Source organism: Desulfatibacillum aliphaticivorans DSM 15576, assembly GCF_000429905.1.
Lineage (GTDB): Bacteria > Desulfobacterota > Desulfobacteria > Desulfobacterales > Desulfatibacillaceae > Desulfatibacillum > Desulfatibacillum aliphaticivorans.
On sequence record NZ_KE386984.1, the window covers coordinates 22,615 to 43,659 of the forward strand.

The window sequence follows — 21,045 nt, forward strand, 5'->3', positions numbered from 1 at the left end:
GGCGTTCAAGGTTATCCATCCCTATAAGGGGTTATGAGCAGGCCCGAAAGCCCGTCCCGTGGGATGGGTAACACGTTATCCATCCCTATAAGGGGTTATGAGATATTCCTGCCCATGCCAGCCGGTGACAAGATCGGAGTTATCCATCCCTATAAGGGGTTATGAGAAGTTTAAAAGCAACCTTGGCTCCGTCAAGGAAACAGTTATCCATCCCTATAAGGGGTTATGAGACAAGCAATGTCAAATGGTCTGACTTATCAAGTGTGGTTATCCATCCCTATAAGGGGTTATGAGATGGGCAAACACTCCAAGGCCGCGTTTATGGCCTATGTTATCCATCCCTATAAGGGGTTATGAGCGTTGTAATACTTCGCAACCAGATCCCCGGAGCCAAGTTATCCATCCCTATAAGGGGTTATGAGCTGGCTCCATGACCCAGGCCGTCGCCCAGGATCTTGGGTTATCCATCCCTATAAGGGGTTATGAGAGACGATATTTATCAGTATGCTGAGTCTTTCCAGGGGTTATCCATCCCTATAAGGGGTTATGAGGGTCAACCACATGGGCGCAAAGATAAGCGCCGGTCTGGTTATCCATCCCTATAAGGGGTTATGAGAGACACGGACATGGGGAAGCTCGGGAAGGATTTCATGTTATCCATCCCTATAAGGGGTTATGAGACTTTGGCGAGCAAATCCAGTGCCCAGGCTCGGCAGGTTATCCATCCCTATAAGGGGTTATGAGTGGAAGAAGCCAAAAAGCTGGCCGACAAAATCGACCGTTATCCATCCCTATAAGGGGTTATGAGTTCCGTCCTATCCCCTGCTATACGGCCATAAACGGTGTTATCCATCCCTATAAGGGGTTATGATTTGAACAGTCCCAGTCCAGAGAGAGGTTGATCGAGATCTTCAGAAGCGCCGGCCGGGGAGGGACAACCTACAAAGGCACAACGCATCAGCAGGCGGTTTCTTTTCAGTCCAGGCACATGGTGCTTCTGGCGAGCATCGAAAAAAGCCTGCCCAGAGCTGCGGACAATTCCCGCTTTCTCTCCATTTGCACAAAAAAGGACCCGACCAGAAAACCGAAGATTCCGGATTGGCGCGAATTGGAAGAAATAAGAACGGACATGGTTGCCTACGCGTTATGCAGGTTAACTTGGGCTCAAGTCGACCTCAATAGGGGCACAGCCAAATTGGATCCCGGTACGACCAAGAACAACGAAGGCCGTCTGGTTTTTTTGGATGAGGAGTTGCAAGGCATGTTGAAGGGTCTCCATAAAAAGCGCAAAAGCCTACTACCCTGGGTATTTCTTAACGAACGGGGAACGGGCCGAGTGGATCAGTTTTCCAAGTCATGGGCAAACGCTTGCACTAAAGCAAAATTAGGCCATCGATTGTTTCATGATTTGAGAAGGACTGCTGTGCGCAACATGGTTCGATCAGGTGTGCCGGAAGCGGTCGTCATGAAGATCTCAGGGCACAAAACGAGATCGGTATTTGACAGGTATAATATCGTGAGCGAGGAGGACCTGAAAGCTGCTGCATTCAAGCAGGAAGGGCATCTTCAGAGGGTCGCAGGCACAGTTTAGGCACAATTTAGGCGCAATCGGCCATTTTGAGCATAAAAAAAGGTTAGCCCAAAACGAGCTAACCCTTTGATTTTCTTATGGAGGCGGCATCCGGATTTGAACCGGAGAATAACGGATTTGCAGTCCGCTGCCTTACCACTTGGCTATGCCGCCCAAAAAAAATGGAGCGGGAAACGGGATTTGAACCCGCGACTTCGACCTTGGCAAGGTCGCACTCTACCACTGAGTTATTCCCGCTCAGCGACCCCTACTTACCCAGAACAGGCAGGGTTTGTCAACCAAAAAAACGCTAACAAAAGCCTAAAATTCAACTTCTGATGACCTTTGAGTAATTCCTGAAATACTCGGCCCCGGACCAGATAGTAAAGACCAAAGCAATCCATAAAACCCAGTATCCCACCTGCCCGAAATCCAGGAAAAAACTCTCCGTAAAATAATACTTGTGATGAAGCAGCAAGGGGATGATCGCCCCGATCTGAAAGCCCATTTTATACTTGCCCAGTTTTTCCGCGGCAATGACCTTGCCCTGCTCCGCGGCGATGCCCCTGAGTCCGGTTACGGCCAGTTCGCGGCCCACGATGACGCAGGCTATCCAGCCCGGAATCCACTGGTGCCACGTGAGCATGGTCAGGGTGGACATGACCAGGAGCTTGTCGGCCAGGGGATCCATGAACTTGCCGAAGTTGGAGACAAGTCCCAGGGATCGGGCGTAATAGCCGTCCAGCCCGTCGCTGATGGCCGCCAACGAAAACAAAACGGCGGCGATAAAGCAAAACAGTTTGCCGGGCTCCTGAGGCAGCAACAGTATAACGATGCCGGGGATAGTCACCACCCTGAATAACGTCAGGGTGTTTGGATGCAGCACAATGTCCTTGAAAGAGCGACCTGAAGCCATGATATTCCTATTACGGACCGGTTTGGGCTTACTTTTTGGACTTTTCGTAGTCCGCCAGAAAGGCTGCCAAGCCCTTGTCCGTCAGGGGATGGCCCATCATTTTCTTGATAACGCCAAAGGGAATGGTGGCCACGTCCGCGCCCATCATGGCTGCTTCCAGCACGTGAAGCGGATTGCGTACGCTGGCGACCAGCACTTCGGTGTCAAAGGCGTAGTTGTTATAAATGGTCACCATCTGCTCAATCAGGAGCATGCCTTCGTTGGCCAGGTCGTCCAGGCGTCCCACAAAGGGGCTGACGAAAGCGGCGCCCGCTTTGGCCGCAACCAACGCCTGCAAAGGAGAGAACACCAGGGTCACATTGACCGGAATGCCTTCCGAGGACAGGGCGCGGGTGGCGATCATGCCGTCGGGAATCATGGGGATCTTAATGACGATGTTCTTATGGATAGCAGCCAGCTTTTTACCTTCTTCAATCATGGACTTGGCTTCGGTGCTGATAACCTCGGCGCTGATGGGGCCGTCCACTTCGGCGCAGATATCCTTGATGATATCCTCAAAAGGCCTTCCTTCTTTTGCAATCAGGGACGGGTTGGTCGTTACGCCGTCCACCATTCCCATGCTGTTGGCCTCTTTGATCTCGTCGATGTTGGCCGTATCGATAAAAAACTTCATCCGCCGCGCTCCTTGTTTGAGTGTGTTTTTTTATTCCGGTTTATTTTTGATTAAGATATTTTTTCATGCATTCCTCGCTGCAGAAATACATGAGCTGTCCGTCCACTTTGGCTGCAACCCCTTCCCGCTTGGGAAAATACACCTTGCAAACCGGGTCCTGCACCATGACATCGTCTATCTGCCGGACATCCTGGCGATCCATCCGGGGCCTGTTTTTTTCAGGTCCGGGGCCTGCCAGGGCCTTGTACACCATGTAACCCAACCCGGCAAATATTAAAAATTTTAGCCACATGAGCAACCCCTTAAGCTATTTCGGCGCTCCGGTCAAGCCGGATTCACGCCGTTATTGCAAGGACATCCTCCAATACCATGACATCCTTGCCGCCGTCATCCAGTTTGTCCAGAAGTGCGCTAACTGTCTTTTTTAAAACCGGATGCTGCAATTCCGGAGCTATATCACAAAGCGGGGCTAAAACAAACCGCCTTTTATGAAGCCGGGGGTGAGGTATTTCCAAATCTCCCGATTCCATGACAAGGTCTCCGAAAAACAGGATATCCATGTCCAGGACCCTGGGGCCGAAACGGGGGCCTGCATTGGTGCGCCCCGCCTCTTTTTCCAGGGATTTGAGCAAGGCCAAAAGATCCCGGGGCGCCAGGCTTGTCCTGATCCTGGCAGCCCCGTTCATAAACCTGTCCTGGGCTTCGTAATCCACGGGCTCGGTATCGTACAGGCGGGATATCTTTTCCACCATGCAGACTCCGGACCGGCTCAGGCTGTCCATGGCCCACTGGCAGTTTTTCTTCAGGTCTCCCATGTTGGACCCGAACCCGATGTAAACGGTATGCTCCAATGCGATCTTTCCTTAGAGCTTCAATTCCTGCATGCGCTTGACCGCTTCGGCCATGCGATCCTTGTTCTGGGTGAGGGCCATGCGGAAATAGCCTTCGCCCGGCGCGCCGAACCCGTTGCCCGGGGTGGCTACAATGCCCGCCTCGGTAAGGAGCTTGGTGCAGAAGTCCGCCGAGGAGTATCCTTCCGGAACCTCGACCCACATGTAAAAGGTGGCCTTGGGAGGCGTGCATTTGAGGCCCATGGCGTTCAGGCCTTCCATAAGCAGGTCGCGGCGCTCCTGGTAGATCTTGGAGTTGTCGGCCACGCACTGTTGATCGCCGTCCAGGGCTTCGATGCCCGCCATTTGCACGGCGTCGAAGGCGCCGGAGTCGATATTGCTCTTGACCTTGCCCAGGGCGCCTATGACTTCCGCATTTCCAACCGCAAACCCCAGGCGCCAGCCGGTCATGTTGTATGTCTTGGACAGGGAGTGGAATTCGATGCCCACTTCCTTGGCGCCGTCCACTTCCATGAAGCTCATGGGAGCGTATCCGTCAAAGGACATTTCCGTATACGCGGCGTCGTGGCAGACGATGATTTTATATTTTTTAGCGAATTCAATGACCTTTTTGAAAAACGCCTCGTCAGCCACGGCGGCCGTGGGATTGTTGGGATAATTGATGAACATGAGCTTGGCCTTGGACGCAACGTCCTCGGGAATGGCGTCCAGGTCGGGCAAAAAGCCGTTTTCCTTCAGCAAAGGCATGATGTGGCAGGATCCGCCGCAGAACTCCACGCCGATCTGGTAGACCGGATAGGCCGGGCTGGGAACCAGGGCCACGTCCCCGGGGTTGATGTATGCCAGGGGGATGTGGGCGATGCCTTCCTTGGAGCCGATCAGGGTGATGATCTCCGAAAGCTCCAGGTTCACGCCGAAGCGTTTGTCGTAAAAACGGGCGACCGCCTTATTGAACGCGCCCATGCCGGAATAGGAAGGATAGCGGTGGTATCTGGGATCTTTGGCGGCCTCGTTCAGGGCCTTGATGATATGATCCGGAGTGGGCAGGTCGGGATCGCCTACGCCCAGGTCGATAATGTCCACGCCCTTGGCGCGAACCTCTTCCTTTTTCCGGTCGATTTCCGCAAACAAATAGGGTGGAAGTTGTTTGAGCCTGTCCGCCTTTTCAAATTGATCCATGATCCATCCTTTCCGCTTATTTTTTTTGGGCCAGTTTCAGGGCGTCCGGCCCGATTTCTCCCGTGTAAATAATATTGGCGTCCCCTTCGAGAAAGATATTGCCGTATCCGCCGGGCACGCGCTTGTAATGCACGTAAAGATACCCGCCGCTGCGGGTCAAAACCTTGACCGGAGACAAAGCCGCGTCCGCCGCCACCCGGGCGAGGGCTGCGGCCACTGCGCCGGTTCCGCAGGCCAGGGTTTCCCCTTCCACGCCTCTTTCATACGTGCGAACGGCAAGCTCACCGCGGCGGAACTCCACGAAATTCACGTTGGTTCCCGCCGGAGCGAAGGCTTCGTGATACCGGATTTTTCGGCCCAGTTCTTCCACATCGGGCTTTTCGATATTACCCACCAAAAGCACCACATGGGGCACGCCCGTGTTCATACTGGTGACGTTGCAAGTGGTTCCGTCCACGTCCAGGGCGTAGAAATATTTGACGTCCGTGGGATCGGTCAAACCCGCCTTGACTGTTTCGCCCAAAACTTCTGCATGGATGACGCCGGCCAGGGTTTCAAAGGTCATTTTCTCACCGGCGATCTTGTTCAGATAGGCGAAACGGGCCACGCATCTGGAAGCATTGCCGCACATTTCCGCTTCGCTGCCGTCGGAGTTGTAAAACTGCCATTTGAAGTCGCACTGGTCGCTGTTTTCTACAAGGACTAACCCATCGGCGCCTATGGAAATCTTTCGGGCGCACAAGGCTTTTGCAAGCCCAGGCATGTCGTCCTTGGCTATTTTTCCGTCACGATTATCAGCGATAATGAAATCGTTGCCGCTTCCGCTCATCTTGTAAAACTGCAAACCGGTCATCTTAATCTATCCTATAAAAAGGTTGGAATAACTTCCCCCCGCGTAAGATCTTCGTAATTCTCGCGCTGCCGAATGACTTCAAAGGCATTGCCTTTTACCATGACCTCGCAAGCCCTGGGACGGGAGTTGTAATTGGAGGACATGGCGAATCCGTATGCGCCTGCGCTCATAACCGCCAGCAAATCCCCCGGGACTACGGCGCCGATCTCCCGGTCCTTGGCCAAAAAGTCCGTGGACTCGCAAATGGGGCCGACCACGTCGCCGGTAAGAGGATCGCCCTCCCGTTTGTTTACGGGCTGGATCAAATGAAAGGCGCCGTAGATGGACGGCCGGATCAGGTCGTTCATGCCCGCGTCCACTATGATGAAATTCTTGGTTGCGCCTTCCTTCAGATACAGGAACCTGGTCACCATGATTCCCGCGTTGCCCACCATGGCCCTGCCCGGCTCCAAAACCACAGTGATGGGAAAGTCCGCAATCACCTTGCAAATGGCCTTGGCGTATTCGTCGGGCTCGGGAGGCTCTTCGTCATCGTAGTTGATGCCCAGTCCGCCGCCCACGTCCAGGTAGTTTATGCCGATTCCCATGCCTTTAAGCTCGGCGGCAAGGGATTTGACGCTTTCCATGGCTTCCACAAAGGGGCCCACCTGGGTGATCTGGGAGCCGATATGAAAATCGATGCCCACCACCTCCGTGGAGTCCAGTTCGTGAGCCGCCTTATAAGCCTCCACAACGGCTTCCTTGGCGATGCCGAACTTGTTCTTCTTCATGCCCGTGGAAATGTAAGGATGGGTTTTGGCGTCCACGTTGGGGTTGACCCGCAGGGAAATGGGGGCTTTTTTACCCAATGCCTTGGCCCGGGCGTTGATGGCCTGAAGCTCTTCAAAGGATTCCACATTGAACATGAGAATGCCGGAGTTGAGAGCCAGGTCGATTTCGTCCTGGGTCTTGCCCACGCCGGCGTAGGCGATTTTATTGGCCGGGATGCCCGCCTTCAGGCCCCGATGAAGCTCTCCGCCGGAAACCACGTCCAGACCCGTGCCCATATCCGCGAACATCTTCAGAATAGCGCCGTTGGTGTTGGCCTTGGCCGAGTAGCAGATAATGTGATCCACGTCTCCGAAAGCCTTGTCAAAGGCCTGAAAGTGACGGGTAAGGGTAGCATGGCTGTAAATGAAAAGAGGCGTTCCCAGGTTGGCGGCGATATCCGCAACCGGGACGTCCTCGCAATAAAGAGCATTATTCTGATACTGAAAATGATGCATGGCAAAACGGTCCTTGTTCTGACGCTATGTTGTTTGTCGTGCGATCAGGGCGCGGCGGGAATTGCTTCCACGCTCACCCTTTCCGAATCCTGCGCTTCCCCTCCGGGCCCGAAGGCGGTCACCTTGAAAATGTACCTAAACCCTTCCAGCACCGGCGTCATGTGCACGGCTTTATCCGACTGGGTCTGCCAGGGATTGAACTTGCCCACGTGCACAGTGGCTATCCGCTGGAAATTCATGGGGCAGTTCTTGCACGCCTCCTTGTCCAGCTTTTCCCGGGCCATAAATACGGCGAATCCATCCACCTTGCCGCCTGCAACGCACCCGGCCTGGTTCCAGGTCAGCCGCACCCTGCTGTCTTCCAGCATTTCCGCTTCCAAACCGCAGGCGGGCGCCGGAGGCTGGGTGTGGGGCGCCCTTGGGGGGCCTTTTTTCCCGCATCCTATGCTGAGAGCGAGGATTAGCGCCAGCGTACATATGAAGTATTGTCGCATTCCCGGCATTGTCAAGGTCAGTCTCCCGAAGTCTCCGCCTGAAGCTGGGTCTGAGCCCGGCCGATGGCGGCGATTACGTTGACGGAGGCAGTCCCGCCTATGGTGCGGCGGCGCTCCACAACATGCTCCACAGTAAGGGCTTCATACAAATCTTTTTCCAGTTTATCCGAAAACTTGCGCAGGTCGTTCAGGGAAATCTCGTGCAGCTCCCTGCCCCGATCCAGAGCATAAGCCACGGCCCGGCCCACGATTCCGTGGGCTTCGCGGAAAGGCACGCCTTTTTCCACCAGATAATCGGCCATATCCGTGGCGTTCAAAAATCCCTGGTTGGAGGCGTCGAACATGTTCCTCCGGTTGAACTCCAGCTTGGGAACCATCCGGGCGAACATGGCGACGCAGGCCTTCAACGTGTCCACCGCATCAAAGAGCGGCGGCTTGTCCTCCTGCATGTCCCGGTTGTAGGCCATGGGCAGGGATTTCATAGTGGTCAGAATAGCCATGAGGCTGCCGACCACGCGGCCCGTCTTCCCCCGCACCAGCTCCGGCACGTCCGGGTTCTTTTTCTGGGGCATGATGCTGCTGCCGGTGGCGAATGCGTCCGGCATGTTGAGAAAGGCGAATTCACTGGAAGACCAGAGAACCAGCTCTTCACTCATCCTGGAAAGGTGCACCATGCAGATGCTGGCGTCGGACAGGAACTCCATAATGAAGTCCCGGTCCGAAACCGCATCCATACTATTTTGCGTAACGCCCTCAAAGCCCAGGAGAGAGGCTGTATACTCCCGGTCCAGGGGGAAGGTCGTCCCGGCCAGGGCGGCGCTTCCCAGGGGCATTACATTGATTCTGTACAAGGCGTCCGTAAACCGGTCGCTGTCCCTGGTGAACATCTCGTAATACGCCATGAGATGATGGGAAAGCAGCACCGGCTGGGCCCGCTGCAAATGGGTGTAGCCCGGAACGAAGTAATCCAGATGCGCCTGGGCCGAATCCACAATGGCCTGGCGAAGCTCATGAAGCATGGCGATGATTCGCCGGGTTTCGTCCCGCAAATACAAACGGTTGTCCAGGGCGATCTGGTCGTTCCGGCTGCGCCCCGTGTGGAGCTTGGCCGCCGTCGGCCCCAGAATTTCCGTCAGCCTGGATTCGATGTGCATATGGATGTCTTCCAGGCTGTCGTCGTATTTGAAGTTTCCGGCCTCGATTTCGCCTTTTACCTGCCGGAGCCCCTTTTCCATGGCGTCGGCCTCGTCGGAGGTGATCACTCCGGCTTCGGCCAGGGTCCGTGCGTGGGCGATGCTGCCGGTTATGTCATGGGCGTACAGGCGCTTGTCCACCTGGATGGAGGAGGTGAAAGCCTCCACCATGTCATCGGTTTTTTCGGCGAACCTGCCGTCCCAGGGTTTGTGCTCAGCCATCACCCGACTCCTATTTGTTCAACATGGACTGTATGCGGAGCCTCAGGGAGTTCAGCCTGATAAAGCCTTCCGCGTCCTTCTGGCGATAAACCTCGTCCTCTTCAAAGGTGGCGAAATCCATGCGGTACAGGGACTTGTCCGACCTGCGCCCCAGCACCCTGCAATTGCCTTTATAGAGTTCCAAAAGCACCTCGCCGCAGACGTTTTCCTGGGTGGCGTCGATGGTGGTCTGCAAGAGCTTCATCTCCGGGGAGAACCAGAATCCATTGTACACCAGTTCGGCGTATTTGGGAATGAGGGAATCCCGCAGATGGGCCACTTCGCGGTCCATGGTCAGGGTCTCCATGTTCATATGAGCGATGCGCAGGATGGTCCCGCCGGGAGTTTCGTACACGCCCCTGGATTTCATGCCCACGAAACGGTTTTCCACAATATCCATGCGCCCCACGCCGTGCTTGCCGCCCAGTTCGTTGAGCTTGGCAAGCAGATTGGCGGGAGAGAGCTTTTCGCCGTTGACCGCAACGGGGTTGCCCTGTTCAAACTGAATCAAAACCTCTTCAGGCTGATCCGGCGCTTGCTGAGGCGACACGGACATGACAAACATGTCCTCTTCCGGCGGCGCCCAGGGGTCTTCCAGCACTCCGCCTTCAAAGCTGATGTGCAGCAGGTTCCGGTCCGAGCTGTAGGGCTTGGCCTGGGTCGTGGGAACCGGAATGCCGTGCTTCTCGGCGTAAGCCATGAGCTTGGTCCGGGAGTTCAGGTCCCATTCCCGCCAGGGGGCGATGATCTTAATGGACGGATCAATGGCCAGGTAGCTCAGTTCAAACCGCACCTGATCGTTGCCCTTGCCCGTGGCGCCGTGGCTGACTGCGTCCGCGCCTTCCAGCTTGGCGATTTCCATCTGGCGTTTGGAAATAAGAGGCCGGGCCAGGGAGGTTCCCAGCAGGTACTGGCCTTCGTAAATGGCGTTGGCCCGGAAAGCGGGGAACACGTAGTCCTTGACGAATTCCTCGCGCAGATCGTCTATATATACGGCGCAGGCGCCGCTGGCTTCGGCTTTGCCGCGGACGGGCTCAAGTTCTTCGCCCTGTCCGATATCGGCGGAGAAAGCCACCACTTCGCACTGGTAGGTTTCCACAAGCCATTTTAAGATGACGGAGGTATCCAGTCCGCCGGAATACGCCAGAACCACCTTTTTAATATCTTTTCCCATGATGCTTCTCCTATTTCCAAAGCCTGATCAAGGCGTCCAAAATCGCCTTGTGCATGTGCAATTTGTTTTCGGCCTGATCCCAGACCACGGAATTGGGTCCTTCCAGAACCCCGGCGGTGATTTCCTCGCCCCGATGCGCCGGCAGGCAATGCATGACGCTGACATCCTTGGCGGCCAGGTTTACCAGGGCCTGATCCACGACGTATCCTTCAAAGGACTTCATCCTTTCGTCGCTTTCCTCCTCCTGGCCCATGCTGGCCCAAACGTCTGTATATAAAACGTCCGCGCCCACGGCGGCTTCCTTGGGATCGCTGACAACCTTGACGCTTCCCGCAGAGCTCTCCTTGACCTTGTCCAGGATGGTCTGCTCGGGCAGATGATCGTCCGGGCAGGCCAGCACCAGATCCAGGCCGAGAATGGCGGCCGCTGATATCCAGGAATGAGCCACGTTGTTGCCGTCGCCGATCCAGGCGATCTTTACGCCTTCATACCCGCCTTTCAGTTCGATAACCGTTAGGATGTCGCTTAATACCTGGCAGGGGTGATACACGTCGGTCAGGGCGTTGATGATGGGTATGGAGGCCTCCCGGGCCAAGTCTTCCACAAACTCCTGGGAAAAGGTCCGCACCACCAGGGCGTCCAGATACCGGGACAGCACCCGGGCCGTATCTTCCACCGGCTCCTGACGCTTGATCTGCGTATCGCCGGATTGAATGTACATGGGCACGCCGCCAAGCTGAATCATGGCTGCTTCAAATGAAACGCGCGTCCTCGTGGAGGGCTTGTCAAAAACCAAACCGGCGGTCTTGCCCTGCAATACGGGTTCGTAAACGCCCTGCTTGTGTTTTTTCTTTCCGTCCCGGGCGTTGGCGAATAATTGGTCTATCTGCTCTTTGGACAAGTCCGAGAGAGTGGTGATGTCAACTTTCATATATTAACCTCCTAAAAGCGGATTTCCTCCCGCTTTGATTTACCGGCAGTCTGCAAGAATCTTGTCCAATGTTTCGATCAGGCCGTCCACGTCCTTCCGCGTTATGATCAGCGGAGGCACAAACCGGAGGACGTCGCCCTGCGTGACATTGAAGATGTAGCCCATTTCCATGGCTTTGGCCGCAATGGGCCCGCCGGGCATGTTCAGCTTGAGACCCAAAAGCAGCCCCATGCCCCGCACTTCCTCCACGCAGTCGAATTTTTCTTTCAGCAGCAGCAACTGGTTTTTAAAGTAGTCGCCTACCGAAATGGACATTTCCAGCAGATCCTGGTCCATGAGAGTAATCATCACGGCCCGGGCCGCGGCGGTCACCAAAGGGGTTCCGCCGAATGTGGTGGCGTGGGCGCCTGGAGTGAACGCGGAAGCAACCTCTTCCGTGGCCAGGGCGGCGCCGATGGGCAGGCCGTTGGCAAGCCCCTTGGCCAGGGTCATGATGTCGGGAACGGCGCCCATTTGCTGATGGGCGAACAAGGCGCCGGTCCGGCCCATGCCCGTCTGGACCTCGTCGAAAATCAGCAGAATGCCTTTTTTATCGCAAAGCTCCCGCAAACCGGGAAGATATCCGGGAAAAGGAACCATGACGCCGCCTTCCGCCTGAATGGGTTCGGTAAGGACCGCGCAGGTTTCGTCGGTAATGGCTTTTTCCACGGCTTCCAGGTCGTTGAACGGCACGTGGTCGAACCCGTCCATCATGGGCTCGAATCCCTTTTTAATAGCGTCCTGGCCGGTGGCGGCCATGGTTGCAAAGGTCCGGCCATGAAAGGATTTTTCCATGGCGATCACCCGGTATTTATCAGGCTGGCCTTTTTCCGAAAAATATTTCCGGGCCATTTTGATGGCCGCTTCGTTGGCTTCGGCTCCGCTGTTGCAAAAAAACACCCGGTCCGCAAAACAGGAATTGATGAGCTGATCCGCCAGCAGGGTTTGGGGCTCGGTGTAAAACAGGTTGGACACATGCACCAGTTTGGCGGCCTGCTCCGATACGGCCTGGGTCACCGCCGGATGGGCGTGGCCCAGAATGCATACGGCGATGCCGGCCAAAAAGTCAGTGTATTCCTTTCCGTCTTCGTCCCAAAGTTTAACGCCCTGGCCTTTTACAAGGCATATGGGATTCCGGGCGTAGGTGTTTGCAATTACCTGGTCTGCAAGTTGTTTTGTATTATTCATTGTTACGGCCTTTCATAAGATTTAATCACGCTTTGAATTCAGTTCCGATGCCTTTGTCCGTCAAAAGTTCCAGAAGCAAAGCGTGTCGTCGTCGGCCGTTGATAATATGCACTTTGTTTACGCCCCAGGAAATGGCGTCCAGGGCGCAATTGACTTTGGGGATCATGCCTCCGGCGATGACGCCCTCGTCAATAAGAGTCGCGGCGGCATGGGCGTTCAGGGAGGAGAGCAGATTGTCTTCCTGATCCTTGACGCCGTCCACGTCGGTGACCATGATCAGCCGCCCGGCCTTTAACGCCGTAGCCACATGGGAGGCCACCAGGTCCGCGTTGATATTGAAGGTTTCCCCGTTGTCGCCGGTTCCCACGGGCGCAATGATGGGGATGAATCCTTCCCGGGTCAGGGTGTTGATAATCCGGGGATTCACCGCCGTCACTTCCCCCACAAGACCGGGGTCGATGATTTCAGGGGGGCTGTCCGCGGTTTCCTTATGCATGATGGTCATCTTCCGGGCCTTGATCAGTTCGCCGTCCTTGCCGGAGAGGCCTACGGCCCGGCCGCCCGCCTGATTAATCTGAGCCACAATGGATTTGTTGACCTTGCCGCCCAGAACCATTTCCACCACATCCATGGTGGGCTGATCCGTGATGCGCATGCCTTTAACGAACGTGGAGCAGATGCCCATCTGATCCAGGACCTTATTGATCTGGGGGCCGCCGCCGTGAACCACAACCGGGTTGGCGCCCACCAGTTTAAGCAGGGTGATGTCTCGTGCGAAGGCGTCTTTCAGCTCTTCGTCCACCATGGCGTGGCCGCCGTACTTGATCACAATGGTCATGCCAGAGAACTCCCGAATGTACGGGAGGGCTTCCACCAGAATATCAGCAACAGTTTTTTCCATGACTCACCCAAATGATAGAGGCCGGCCCGCCTGCCTTTACAGGATGTACCGGGAAAGGTCCTCGTCTTCCTTAATGGATTCCAGTTTCGCCCGCACCATTTCCGCACCGATGGTGATTTTCTTTTCCGGAACCTCCGGGGCGTCGTAAAGAATGTCCTCCAACAGGCATTCCATAACCGTATGCAGCCTGCGGGCGCCTATGTTTTCCGTCCTGTCATTCACTTCCTTGGCGATGGATGCGATTTCCGCCACCGAGTCCTGTGTAAAAACGAGCTCCACGCCTTCGGTCTTCAACAACTCCTGATACTGGAGCATGATGGCGTTTTTCGGCTCGGTTAAAATCCGCATAAAATCATGTTCGGTCAGGGAGTCCAATTCCACCCGGATGGGGAACCGCCCCTGCAACTCCGGCGTCAGGTCCGAAGGCTTGGTCATATGAAAGGCGCCCGACGCAATAAACAAAATGTGGTCGGTCTTGACCATTCCGTACTTGGTGTTGACCGTGGTGCCTTCCACAATGGGCAAAAGATCCCGCTGAACCCCTTCCCGGCTGACGTCCGGCCCCTGCCCTTTTCCGCCGCCCACGGCGATTTTATCGATTTCGTCCAGGAAGATAATGCCGGACTCCTCCACCCGGGACAGGGCCTTTTTGACCACCTTTTCCATGTCGATGAGCCCCTGGGCCTCCTGCTGGGTGAGGATTTCCATGGCCTCGCTGACCTTGACCTTGCGCTTTTTCGTATTCTTGGGCATGAGGCCGCCCAGCATATCCTTGAAGTTGAACCCCACCTCTTCCATGCCCATGTTGGAAAAAATCTCCACCACCGGCGTATTGCGTTCGTTGATTTCCAGATCCACGTACCTGTCGTCGAACTTGCCGGAGTGCAGCATTTTCCGGAGCTTTTCCCGGGTGGAGTCCTGGTTGGAATCCCCCCGTGTGACGATTTCCAGGGTGGTCTCCCCCTCCGCATCGGCAAAGGGCTGGGTCTCCCTCTTGGGAGGAAGCAGGATGTCCAGGATGCGCTCTTCAGCGGCTTTCATGGCCGGCAGCGCCACCTCATCCTCCTCCTTTTCCCGCACCATGTTGACGGTGACTTCCACCAGATCGCGAATCATGGATTCCACGTCCCGGCCCACGTAGCCGACTTCCGTAAACTTGGTGGCCTCCACTTTTAAAAAGGGCACGTCCGCCAATTTGGCCAGCCTTCTGGAGATTTCCGTTTTGCCCACGCCCGTAGGGCCTATGAGAATGATATTTTTCGGGGCGATTTCATCCCGCAAGTCCTGGGGAACCTGGCGTCTGCGCCAGCGGTTTCTCAGCGCAATGGCCACGAACCGCTTGGCATGGTCCTGCCCTATGATGTATTTGTCCAGTTCCTGAACAATTTCCCGGGGTTTTAGGTCTTCCATGCCTTCCTCATATCTCGTGCAGGGTGACTACCTGATTGGTGTAAATGCAAATGGAGGCGGCCACGTCCATGGCCGCTTTTGCGATGGCCGAAGCGTCCAGGTCCGAATGCCTGATCAGGCCGGTCGCCGCCGCCTGGGCGAAGGCTCCGCCCGACCCAATGCCTATGACGCCTTCGTCCGGCTCGATGATATCCCCGTTGCCGGAAATCAAAAACATGCGCTGGTCGTCCACGGCGATCATCATGGCTTCCAGCTTGCGCAGGTATTTGTCCGTTCTCCAATCCCTGGCCAGTTCCACGGCGGCCCGGGTCAGGTTTCCGTTGTATTGCTCCAGCTTGCCTTCGAATTTATCGAACAGGTTCAGGGCGTCAGCCGTGGCGCCGGCGAAACCCACCACAATCTTGTCGTGGTAGATCTTGCGGACTTTTTGCGCCGTGTGCTTGACCACCGTATTGCCAAGGGTTACCTGGCCGTCGCCTGCAATGGCGGTTTTGCCGTCCTTGCGAACCGCCAAAATGGTGGTGCCCCTGAAATCCAATGGGTTGCTCATGATCAAAGGTCCTTTTTCCGGCTGCTTGAATTCAACTTTTTTCGCCTCGCGGATGCGCCTTGTCATAGGCGGCCATGAGCCGGTCTATGCTCACATGGGTGTAGCGCCCGGTGGTGGAAATGCTGGCGTGACCGAGCAGTTCCTGGACCGAACGCAAGTCCGCGCCGTTATCCAGCATATGCGTGGCGAATGTGTGGCGCAATCCATGGGGGGACAAAGGCCGATTCAGCCCCATATCCCGCACGATCTTTTCCAGAATGCGCCGTATGGACCGGGTTGTGAGGCGCCCCCCGTTTTTATTGAGAAACACCGCTTCCGGGTCCTGATTTTTCGGCCCTTCAACGGCCAGCCTGTCCCTGTATGCCTTTATATGCTCCAGGGCCTTGGCGCCCGCCGGGACGATGCGCTCCTTATCCCCCTTGCCCAAAACCCGAAGGGTCTTGCCGGGGAAATTGATGCGGCCCATGTTCAGGCCCGCCAGTTCGGAAACGCGGATGCCCGTGGAATACAGGCACTCGAACATGGCTCTGTCCCTTGCGCCGGCCAGGGAGTCGTCCAAAATGGAGTCCAACAGGGCGAAAGCCTCGTCCACGGTCAGGTGGGCCGCCACGGTTTTCTTGCGTTTGGGCGTCACCACCGACTGAGCGGGGTTGACGGCCACACGGCCTCTTTTTTCCAGAAAACGATAAAAGGATCTCAGGGAGGAGAGCTTCCGGGCCATGGTGCTCTTTTCGTTCTTTTTATGCAAAAAGCCCAGATAGCCTCGAATGGCGAGGTTGTCCACCCTTTCCACGTCCGCGTTTTCCGGAGAGATTTCCCCTTGCAGGCCCGACTCGGCCACATAGGAGAAAAACTCGCGCAAATCCTTGCCGTAAGCCAAGCACGTTGCAGGGGAATATCTTCGTTCCGCGGCCAGGGATTCCAAAAAGGAATCAATCCAAAAAAAAGCGCCTTGGTCGTCTATATCCCCATGATGCATGGAAGAAGCTCTTCCCAGGAGCCCACCTCCTTAAAGGGGTGAGGCCTGCGGTTCCACGGCTGTCGGAAAAGGACCGGATTGATCCCTGCGTCCGCCAATAGGAAGCAGGTCTCCAACCGGTCCTCCACAAACCAGTTGCGGCCGTGATGGGCCAGGACATCTATTTTGGCCTCAAAACTGCCCGTGGCTTCTATGTGCATGTCTCCGTTGTCGATGCCCAGGTTGCTTCGGAGCCATTGTTCCACGGGCGACTTCCGGGGCCTGGCTGTGACGAACAAAAGAGGCGCCCCCAGAGCCCGAATTCGCCGCAAAGACTCCACGGCGCCCTCGATGGGTTGCAGGACTTCCTTGTACGTTCCGTCGATGATGTCCTTGATCACGTCAAGGATCACCTCATCGCTCATATCAAGGCAGTCCTCCAGCATGTAGCTGGTGATATCCTCTTTTGTTATGCCGCTGACGCCGTGCTTGTTCCGGGCGATGTCCAAAAACAGCTTCATGGCGTCGGCCACCACACCGTCAATATCAAAAGCCAGGGCGGCCGGATCGATTTTGTCCATTTTCAACAATACTTTATAAAAGACTATTGGAAAATTACGCGTCTGGCCGAAAAATGCGCTATTAGGCGGCCCTGCGGGTCTTTTTCTTAAGTTTGCTGATCTTGCGGCGAAGGATGGTCATCTGATCCTTGTCCTTGGCCTCAATGGCTGCGTCGCGTTTTTCCTTGAGTTCGTTGATCTGCTTTTTCAGGCCGCGGATGAGGCCGGTGTCCTTTTTGGGGCCGTCGTCCACGATGCCGCGGGCTTCCTTGATTTCGGAAAGCAGTTCAATCTTGTTCATGGAGTGCACGCCGACGATTCCGGGGATTTCCTTGGCAACTTCCCGGAGTTCCTTGGCTGTCATTTTATCCAGGGGTTTTTCCTTGGCTTCTTTTTTCTTGCCGCCCATGGTCTTCCTCTCTGTACTGTTTCATTTATCAGGGTTTGTAAAACATAACGGAGGCATGAGAAAACACACCTCCGCCCCGAAAACGACCCGTTTCCGGTAAAGGGATAATTTATAGGGCGCCTATAAGCGCTTTGTCAAGAATTGATTGGCTTTAAAAAACTTAAAGGCAAATTGCGACCTTAAAAACTGCGCTGGAGATAGCCCGTATCTAAAACGCCTCAAAAAACCGAAAACTATCAATATATTCTTCAAATTGCTCATTTGTACGAGCTAAATTAAAAAATGGTTAAGGATAGAATAATCTTGACAAAAGCACATCCTATAACGTAGTTAATTCAAATAGATATATAAAAATTACAAATTTATTGACGTCATAAAAGGCTATGTAGTGCAAGTTAATCAGAAACTTCTCTGGGGGGAAAGTGTATGAATGGCGATCATCGAACCCATTTGCCTTCTTATCTTAAAGATCTTGTCCAGCCGACCCCAAGCTCAGTCGTTAAATTCCTCGCAGCATGGGATAACTTGTGTGTTGAAACTCAAATTAAACTGTTAACCACCATTGAAGAGATTTCCTTCCCAGACTATCTTTCAAAGAGAATTTTATCTAAATCTTTAGATAGTCCAAATAGCTACATCAGGTACCTATCGGCAAAACAAATTGTTCATCTCAACCATGAAGATGAAGAAGTTAAAGAACTGATCCTAAAAATTGAATCTGACCCAGATCCTTTAGTAAAATACAGTCCTTTAGAAAGTGAATGGTGTTGGCAAATACCTTCCGAAGACAAAGCTGAGGAATTCTTTGATCTTCCCCAGGAGGCAAGGTTGTCAACAGTCAGACAGTCAAAAAACGGAGGAAAGTGGATTGCATACCTGATTACCTATGGTATCAACAAATTGTTGCCCAAAAGTAAAATTACCAATCTTGAACTTACGGAAATTTTAACAGACTACCTAATGAACCCAAATTTTTCCACTTACTACGGCACTAAACCTTTTAATGACTATGATGGTTTTTCGGAATTTGATAAAGGAGAGGACATCGTCACTCTATGGGAATTGACTCGAATTGCGCCAAAAGAAATTTCTTGGGTACTGATAGCAAATTTGCCAGAGAACTCTGGTTTGAAAAGCGAAATACCTGAATCCACGCTTAACCGCTTAAACCCTTGGCAGTTAGAACAGCTACTTTTCAGAAAAGATATTAAACTTCGTGATTTCAGAAAAAAAATATTCCTGCAAACTGCAAAAAAGGGCGATAGTGCTCGTTGTGCAGCTATTTCTTATAATTTCGACCTGTCTTATGAGGAATTCGCCCAAGTACTTAGCCTTCCGGAAGCAGAAAAGGTTGGGATACTGAGTGATTTAGCTTTATACGCTGGCGATTTGAGTCTAGTTATTTATGATGCTCTTAGCGATTGTCTTAGGAGAAGCAAGGTCTTTGACAATATCAAATGGGCCAGGATGAACTTTCAACGAAAGGCTGAATCATTATCTGGATGGAGACGAAGAGAAGAAATTAAAGAACTACAACTATACAGACTTGCTATCCAAGCAGCGCCATGGAAAGTTAAAAAACAAGGACACCCGCCAGAGGGTGAACTTGGCTTTCTCTCAACCGGAATAATCAAGGGTAATACCTGGAGAACTTTCTTAAATTTTTCAGATGAATGGGAAAAAAAAGGAAACAAAAAACTGGAAAACATCTTCCAGAAATTTTTGAAATTGATGATGTTGATGCCGAGAAAGATGATTCTAAAAAAATTGATGCCATCAAGACTACGGTGGATACCCTGCAGGCAAAATTAAACAACTATGACGAGTCGAATTCCGAAAACGGATGGATAATTCAGAGGCAAATCGATTTACTTAACAAGAAAGCGGGTAATCACTCACTAACACTTTATCTGATTCTTGGTTTAGTTATCTGGCTATTGGTTCAAAGTTTGTAATAGCTCAAATTTGCAATAGAAATGCCTCACAAATAAGGATGTCAAACCTTCACTTCAGTAAGGACTATTTTGGGATGCTGCGTCCTCACAGCATAGTATTCAGTTGTGGGCCATGGACTGCTATCAATTTCCCGGCGCCGGGAAAATGGTCTATAGTCACTCTATAGATTTCTGTGCGACGTCAACAGTCTGATCTCTTTTTGCTCCGCACTTTTAACTCCTGCTCCGTTAAAACAAACATCATTCCACCTTCGCATCAACCGGCATGAGGCGGATTTGCACTTCCACGTCGGGCCAGGGTTTGTCCGAGGGCTGGGCGTCGGGAGGGGCGATGATCTTGCATCGGATGGTGGCGCCGGAGCCCAGGCTGTCCAGGTAGATGGGGGTGGTGGTCACGGCGGGGGCTTGTTGTTCGCCTTCTCCCTTTTTCATGACCACCCGGACTTTCTGCGGCTTCACGGCGACGCTAACCACGGTCCATCCCTGCCGGGGCTGGCCCACCAGTTGGGGGGTCACGGGGACTTCCATATCCACCGTTTCTTCCAGGGACAGATTGATTTCCGAAGGGTCCGCGTCCAGCAGGTCCACCTTCTTGGGCAGATTCAGGCTTTCACGGGATACGAAAAAGGTCTGCTTGCCGGGTTGGGCCTTGGAAAGGTCGATGCGCACGCGCAGGTTGTCGGCCGTCAGGCTGTCCAGTTGCGATTTGGGTCCCGCCATATGGATGCGCGTGCCCGTGGGCTTGGCCCCGGAAAGGGCGATGTTGGCGGGCAAGGAAACATAGACAATGGGAGTCTCCACGCTTTTTTCCACGATCTCCATGCGTCCTATGACCACGCTGGACCAAAGGAGGATGGTCAGCATGAAGGCGGTCACAAGCTCCACGGCGGTGGTCCATTTTTTGGCCCCCTTTTCCGGCTGGGGCAAAAAGGAGGCGGTGGCCTTCCAATGATCCGTAATGGCCTCCACAGCTTCCTTTCGGCCAGGGACGCGGGACAGCTTTCCATTTTTGAAAAAGGAAACCAGCCCCCTCTCCTCCGAAACCACAAAAACCAGGGCGTCCGTGATTTCCGACAGCCCCATGCCCGCATGATGCCGGGCGCCCATTTCCCTGGGCAGGTGGGAGGACTTGGAAATGGGCAGGCGAAATCCGTATCCGGCCAGGCGGCCGTCTCGGACAAGCAGGGCGCCGTCGTGGCCGGGGGAGTGGGTGTCGAAAAGGCTGAGAATCAACTCTGGGCTCGGATCGGCGTTCAAGGGCACGCCTCCCGTGAGGAAACGCTCCAAGGGGTCCCGTCCGGGAAAAACGAAAATGGCGCCGCAGGGAATTTTGGCCAGGGAAAACAGGGCGTCCGCAATCATCATGGGCAAGCCCTCGTGTTCAGGCCCCTCCGGCTCCCGGCGGGCGGGTGAGACCGAGCTTTCCAGCATCTTCCGGATTTCGGGCTGAAAAATGATGATGATGCCAATAAGCGCTACGTGGCTCAGGTTGGAAAAAATCCAGGTGATTCCTTCCAGGCCCAATATGTTGGCGCCCACATAGGCGAGCATGGCCATCACCAGCCCCAGGAACATCTTCCAGGTGCCCAGTCTGCGAAGGGTGTGATAGACGAAGAACATCCCCAAAGCGATGAGGGTGATGTCCGTCAGCGCCCGCCATCCCAGAACTGTTTGCAAAAAGTTGGAAATCATCCAGTGTTCCGTTTAATGGTCGA

The 21,045-nt window shown here is 54.1% G+C and carries 21 protein-coding genes, 2 tRNA genes and 1 CRISPR repeat array; of the genes, 2 read left to right on the forward strand and 21 right to left on the reverse strand.

Going from position 1 to position 21,045, the window contains the following annotated elements:
* Positions 1 to 10 precede the first annotated feature (10 nt).
* Positions 11 to 872: direct repeats of the CRISPR family, unit length 28 nt; unit sequence GTTATCCATCCCTATAAGGGGTTATGAG.
* A gap of 26 nt (positions 873 to 898) precedes the next feature.
* A complete protein-coding gene (locus tag G491_RS33050; protein WP_248635550.1) occupies positions 899 to 1,591 on the forward strand; it encodes a site-specific integrase in 693 nt (230 codons plus the stop codon).
* Positions 1,592 to 1,669: 78 nt separating this feature from the next.
* Here G491_RS33050 and G491_RS0128525 read toward each other — a convergent pair.
* The 20 genes from G491_RS0128525 to G491_RS0128625 all read right to left on the reverse strand — a co-directional run bounded on the left by G491_RS0128525 (position 1,670) and on the right by G491_RS0128625 (position 17,375).
* Positions 1,670 to 1,744 (reverse strand) — tRNA-Cys (locus G491_RS0128525).
* A 9-nt stretch (positions 1,745 to 1,753) separates the two neighbouring features.
* Positions 1,754 to 1,828, reverse strand: a tRNA-Gly gene (locus G491_RS0128530).
* Positions 1,829 to 1,898: 70 nt separating this feature from the next.
* Positions 1,899 to 2,486: a CDP-diacylglycerol--glycerol-3-phosphate 3-phosphatidyltransferase gene (gene pgsA / locus G491_RS0128535; RefSeq protein WP_012609567.1), complete on the reverse strand. Its 588-nt coding sequence runs from the start codon at positions 2,484 to 2,486 to the stop codon at positions 1,899 to 1,901.
* A gap of 28 nt (positions 2,487 to 2,514) precedes the next feature.
* A complete protein-coding gene (gene fsa, locus G491_RS0128540) occupies positions 2,515 to 3,159 on the reverse strand; it encodes a fructose-6-phosphate aldolase (protein WP_012609566.1) in 645 nt (214 codons plus the stop codon).
* Between the two features lie 40 nt (positions 3,160 to 3,199).
* Positions 3,200 to 3,451, reverse strand: coding sequence for a hypothetical protein (locus G491_RS33055; protein WP_012609565.1), 252 nt, complete (start codon positions 3,449 to 3,451; stop codon positions 3,200 to 3,202).
* Between the two features lie 43 nt (positions 3,452 to 3,494).
* Positions 3,495 to 4,010, reverse strand: coding sequence for a 2-amino-4-hydroxy-6-hydroxymethyldihydropteridine diphosphokinase (folK, locus tag G491_RS0128555; protein ID WP_028316959.1), 516 nt, complete (start codon positions 4,008 to 4,010; stop codon positions 3,495 to 3,497).
* Between the two features lie 12 nt (positions 4,011 to 4,022).
* Positions 4,023 to 5,189, reverse strand: a complete 1,167-nt coding sequence (locus tag G491_RS0128560) for an LL-diaminopimelate aminotransferase (protein WP_012609563.1) — start codon at positions 5,187 to 5,189, stop codon at positions 4,023 to 4,025.
* Between the two features lie 16 nt (positions 5,190 to 5,205).
* A complete protein-coding gene (gene dapF, locus G491_RS0128565) occupies positions 5,206 to 6,042 on the reverse strand; it encodes a diaminopimelate epimerase (protein ID WP_012609562.1) in 837 nt (278 codons plus the stop codon).
* Between the two features lie 11 nt (positions 6,043 to 6,053).
* A complete protein-coding gene (gene lysA, locus G491_RS0128570) occupies positions 6,054 to 7,307 on the reverse strand; it encodes a diaminopimelate decarboxylase (protein ID WP_012609561.1) in 1,254 nt (417 codons plus the stop codon).
* A gap of 44 nt (positions 7,308 to 7,351) precedes the next feature.
* Positions 7,352 to 7,810 carry a hypothetical protein gene (locus G491_RS0128575; protein WP_169829542.1) on the reverse strand — a complete coding sequence of 153 codons (459 nt, stop codon included), beginning with the start codon at positions 7,808 to 7,810 and terminating at the stop codon, positions 7,352 to 7,354.
* Between the two features lie 8 nt (positions 7,811 to 7,818).
* Positions 7,819 to 9,216: an argininosuccinate lyase gene (gene argH, locus G491_RS0128580; RefSeq protein WP_012609559.1), complete on the reverse strand. Its 1,398-nt coding sequence runs from the start codon at positions 9,214 to 9,216 to the stop codon at positions 7,819 to 7,821.
* Between the two features lie 10 nt (positions 9,217 to 9,226).
* Positions 9,227 to 10,429 (reverse strand): argininosuccinate synthase, encoded by a 1,203-nt coding sequence (locus G491_RS0128585; RefSeq protein ID WP_028316961.1) that lies wholly within the window; start codon positions 10,427 to 10,429, stop codon positions 9,227 to 9,229.
* 10 nt (positions 10,430 to 10,439) lie between these two features.
* Positions 10,440 to 11,360 carry an ornithine carbamoyltransferase gene (gene argF / locus G491_RS0128590; RefSeq protein WP_012609557.1) on the reverse strand — a complete coding sequence of 307 codons (921 nt, stop codon included), beginning with the start codon at positions 11,358 to 11,360 and terminating at the stop codon, positions 10,440 to 10,442.
* Positions 11,361 to 11,399: 39 nt separating this feature from the next.
* Positions 11,400 to 12,587, reverse strand: a complete 1,188-nt coding sequence (locus tag G491_RS0128595; protein ID WP_028316962.1) for an acetylornithine transaminase — start codon at positions 12,585 to 12,587, stop codon at positions 11,400 to 11,402.
* A 25-nt stretch (positions 12,588 to 12,612) separates the two neighbouring features.
* Positions 12,613 to 13,488, reverse strand: coding sequence for an acetylglutamate kinase (argB, locus tag G491_RS0128600; RefSeq protein WP_028316963.1), 876 nt, complete (start codon positions 13,486 to 13,488; stop codon positions 12,613 to 12,615).
* Positions 13,489 to 13,524: 36 nt separating this feature from the next.
* Positions 13,525 to 14,898, reverse strand: a complete 1,374-nt coding sequence (hslU, locus tag G491_RS0128605) for an ATP-dependent protease ATPase subunit HslU (protein WP_028316964.1) — start codon at positions 14,896 to 14,898, stop codon at positions 13,525 to 13,527.
* 7 nt (positions 14,899 to 14,905) lie between these two features.
* Complete coding sequence (gene hslV, locus G491_RS0128610) at positions 14,906 to 15,448, reverse strand: ATP-dependent protease subunit HslV (RefSeq protein WP_012609553.1); 543 nt, start codon at positions 15,446 to 15,448, stop codon at positions 14,906 to 14,908.
* A 31-nt stretch (positions 15,449 to 15,479) separates the two neighbouring features.
* Positions 15,480 to 16,427 carry a tyrosine recombinase XerC gene (locus G491_RS0128615; protein WP_051327588.1) on the reverse strand — a complete coding sequence of 316 codons (948 nt, stop codon included), beginning with the start codon at positions 16,425 to 16,427 and terminating at the stop codon, positions 15,480 to 15,482.
* Positions 16,409 to 16,987 (reverse strand): 5' nucleotidase, NT5C type, encoded by a 579-nt coding sequence (locus tag G491_RS0128620; protein WP_028316966.1) that lies wholly within the window; start codon positions 16,985 to 16,987, stop codon positions 16,409 to 16,411. The genes G491_RS0128615 and G491_RS0128620 overlap by 19 nt, the downstream gene beginning before the upstream one ends.
* A 61-nt stretch (positions 16,988 to 17,048) precedes the next feature.
* On the reverse strand, positions 17,049 to 17,375 hold the full coding sequence (locus G491_RS0128625) for a hypothetical protein (protein ID WP_012609550.1): 327 nt from the start codon (positions 17,373 to 17,375) through the stop codon (positions 17,049 to 17,051).
* 426 nt (positions 17,376 to 17,801) lie between these two features.
* Between G491_RS0128625 and G491_RS0128630 the strand changes: the two genes are divergently transcribed.
* On the forward strand, positions 17,802 to 19,187 hold the full coding sequence (locus tag G491_RS0128630) for a hypothetical protein (RefSeq protein WP_028316967.1): 1,386 nt from the start codon (positions 17,802 to 17,804) through the stop codon (positions 19,185 to 19,187).
* A gap of 383 nt (positions 19,188 to 19,570) precedes the next feature.
* Here the strand turns inward: G491_RS0128630 and G491_RS0128635 are convergent, their stop codons facing one another.
* Positions 19,571 to 21,022 carry a diadenylate cyclase gene (locus G491_RS0128635; RefSeq protein ID WP_028316968.1) on the reverse strand — a complete coding sequence of 484 codons (1,452 nt, stop codon included), beginning with the start codon at positions 21,020 to 21,022 and terminating at the stop codon, positions 19,571 to 19,573.
* Positions 21,023 to 21,045: the final 23 nt, after the last annotated feature.

Coding starts and splice junctions, on each gene's coding strand:
- pgsA (WP_012609567.1), bottom strand. CDS start 2,486: ATGGCTTCAGGTCGCTCTTTCAAGGACATTGTGCTGCATCCAAACACC.
- fsa (WP_012609566.1), bottom strand. CDS start 3,159: ATGAAGTTTTTTATCGATACGGCCAACATCGACGAGATCAAAGAGGCC.
- G491_RS33055 (WP_012609565.1), bottom strand. CDS start 3,451: ATGTGGCTAAAATTTTTAATATTTGCCGGGTTGGGTTACATGGTGTAC.
- G491_RS0128560 (WP_012609563.1), bottom strand. CDS start 5,189: ATGGATCAATTTGAAAAGGCGGACAGGCTCAAACAACTTCCACCCTAT.
- dapF (WP_012609562.1), bottom strand. CDS start 6,042: ATGACCGGTTTGCAGTTTTACAAGATGAGCGGAAGCGGCAACGATTTC.
- lysA (WP_012609561.1), bottom strand. CDS start 7,307: ATGCATCATTTTCAGTATCAGAATAATGCTCTTTATTGCGAGGACGTC.
- G491_RS0128575 (WP_169829542.1), bottom strand. CDS start 7,810: ATGCCGGGAATGCGACAATACTTCATATGTACGCTGGCGCTAATCCTC.
- argH (WP_012609559.1), bottom strand. CDS start 9,216: ATGGCTGAGCACAAACCCTGGGACGGCAGGTTCGCCGAAAAAACCGAT.
- G491_RS0128585 (WP_028316961.1), bottom strand. CDS start 10,429: ATGGGAAAAGATATTAAAAAGGTGGTTCTGGCGTATTCCGGCGGACTG.
- argF (WP_012609557.1), bottom strand. CDS start 11,360: ATGAAAGTTGACATCACCACTCTCTCGGACTTGTCCAAAGAGCAGATA.
- G491_RS0128595 (WP_028316962.1), bottom strand. CDS start 12,587: ATGAATAATACAAAACAACTTGCAGACCAGGTAATTGCAAACACCTAC.
- argB (WP_028316963.1), bottom strand. CDS start 13,488: ATGGAAAAAACTGTTGCTGATATTCTGGTGGAAGCCCTCCCGTACATT.
- hslU (WP_028316964.1), bottom strand. CDS start 14,898: ATGGAAGACCTAAAACCCCGGGAAATTGTTCAGGAACTGGACAAATAC.
- hslV (WP_012609553.1), bottom strand. CDS start 15,448: ATGAGCAACCCATTGGATTTCAGGGGCACCACCATTTTGGCGGTTCGC.
- G491_RS0128615 (WP_051327588.1), bottom strand. CDS start 16,427: ATGCATCATGGGGATATAGACGACCAAGGCGCTTTTTTTTGGATTGAT.
- G491_RS0128620 (WP_028316966.1), bottom strand. CDS start 16,987: ATGGACAAAATCGATCCGGCCGCCCTGGCTTTTGATATTGACGGTGTG.
- G491_RS0128625 (WP_012609550.1), bottom strand. CDS start 17,375: ATGGGCGGCAAGAAAAAAGAAGCCAAGGAAAAACCCCTGGATAAAATG.
- G491_RS0128630 (WP_028316967.1), top strand. CDS start 17,802: ATGAATGGCGATCATCGAACCCATTTGCCTTCTTATCTTAAAGATCTT.
- G491_RS0128635 (WP_028316968.1), bottom strand. CDS start 21,022: ATGATTTCCAACTTTTTGCAAACAGTTCTGGGATGGCGGGCGCTGACG.